The organism is Streptomyces sp. NPDC007863, assembly GCF_040633895.1.
Lineage (GTDB): Bacteria > Actinomycetota > Actinomycetes > Streptomycetales > Streptomycetaceae > Streptomyces.
This window is the reverse complement of sequence record NZ_JBEYEI010000058.1, coordinates 1-1,608: the sequence shown is the minus strand read 5'-3', so window position 1 is coordinate 1,608 and position 1,608 is coordinate 1. Positions and strand designations below refer to the sequence as shown.

General features: G+C 70.3%; 1 protein-coding gene. It reads left to right on the top strand.

Annotated features, from left to right (window positions below; translation table 11 throughout):
- Positions 1 to 142 precede the first annotated feature (142 nt).
- The gene (locus ABZ621_RS37560; RefSeq protein ID WP_360611663.1) at positions 143 to 1,600 is read left to right on the top strand and encodes an NF041680 family putative transposase; all 1,458 of its coding nucleotides are present in this window, start codon (positions 143 to 145) and stop codon (positions 1,598 to 1,600) included.
- Positions 1,601 to 1,608: the final 8 nt, after the last annotated feature.

Here is a 1,608-nt window from a genome sequence, read left to right as displayed (position 1 = left end):
TAGCTTGATCTTTAACGTGTGCCGTCGAACGGTGCGTCGTACTTGATCACTCGGTTCGGTATCCGCCGTACACGGAAGCGGCCTTCGGCTGAACATGTGCTCCGACCAAGGAACACACACGTCCAGCACGAAGGCCGTGAGGATGAGTCTGCAACATCACGATGCCCGGCAGGAGCCGCTGGCCGAACTGTCACGCTTCCGGGGCGAGTTCTATGCCTGTCTCACCGCTCGTTCGGATGCTCTGTTCGAGCTGGCCGACGCGGTTCTGTGCGGTGACGGGCCGGTGAGGTCGCTGGCCGAGCTGTCGCTGGTGGGCGAACACCGCCGCGGCCACGGAGGACTCTACGCCGCCATCTCCAAGGGCCGGATCGATACGGACCGGATGCGACGGGCCCTGGCCTCGGTGCCGCTGCCGCGGGCCGCCGACGGGCGGCTGGTCCTGGCCGTCGACGTCACGTGTTGGCTGCGGCCGGACGCCCACACCTCACCGCAGCGGGTCCTGTGTCACACCTATGGCCGGGGCAAGGACCAGCACATCCCCGTTCCCGGGTGGCCGTACTCGATCGTCTGCGCGCTGGAGCCGGGCCGCAGCTCGTGGACCGCTCCGCTGGACGCGTTGCGTCTGGCACCCGGGGACGACACCGCGACCGTCACCGCGCGGCAGTTGCGCGAGCTGGTCGAGCGGCTGATCACCGCAGGCCAGTGGCAGGCCGGCGACCCGGACGTCCTCGTCATCGCGGACGCCGGATACGACGCACCCCGCCTGGCCTTCCTGCTGAAGGATCTGCCGGTCCAGGTGCTGGCCCGGATGCGGTCGGACCGTGTCCTGCGCAGGCCGGCGCCGCCGCGCCAACCCCACACCATGGGCCGGCCGCCCCGGCACGGCGGCGAGTTCGTCTTCGGACAGCCCGACACCTGGGGCACCCCGGACACCGAAACCGTCACCCATACCCGCCTCTACGGCACCGCCCGAGCACGCTCGTGGGACCGGCTCCACCCCAAGCTCACCCACCGTTCCTCGTGGGCCGCGGCGGACGGTGCACTCCCGGTCGTCGAGGGGACCGTGATCCGCCTGGACATCGATCACCTGCCCAGCGGAGCCACCCCGAAGCCGGTCTGGCTGTGGTGGTCCGGCACCGGCGCAGACGCAGCAGTCACAGACCGGCTCTGGCACGCTTACTTGCGTCGTTTCGACATCGAGCACACCTTCCGCCTGTTCAAGCAGACCCTCGGCTGGACCTGCCCGAAGATCCGCACCCCCGAGGCGGCCGACCGCTGGACCTGGCTGATCCTCGCCGCCTACACCCAACTGCGACTGGCCCGGCCACTGGCAGCAGACCGGCGCCGCCCATGGGAGAGGCCCGTGTCCCCGGACAGGCTCACGCCCGCGCGTGTCCGCCGCGACTTCCGGCACATCCGCCCGACGGCCGACTGCCCGGCCGGGGCACCGAAACCCACCCGTCCCGGCCCCGGACGGCCTCCCGGCCGAAAGAACACCCGGCCCACCCCACGCCATGACGTCCACACATCCCGCAAGACCGGCACCACCACGTCCCGGACCACGCAGTCGACCACTCCGCGACCACGCCGCTCAGGTTAAAGATCAAG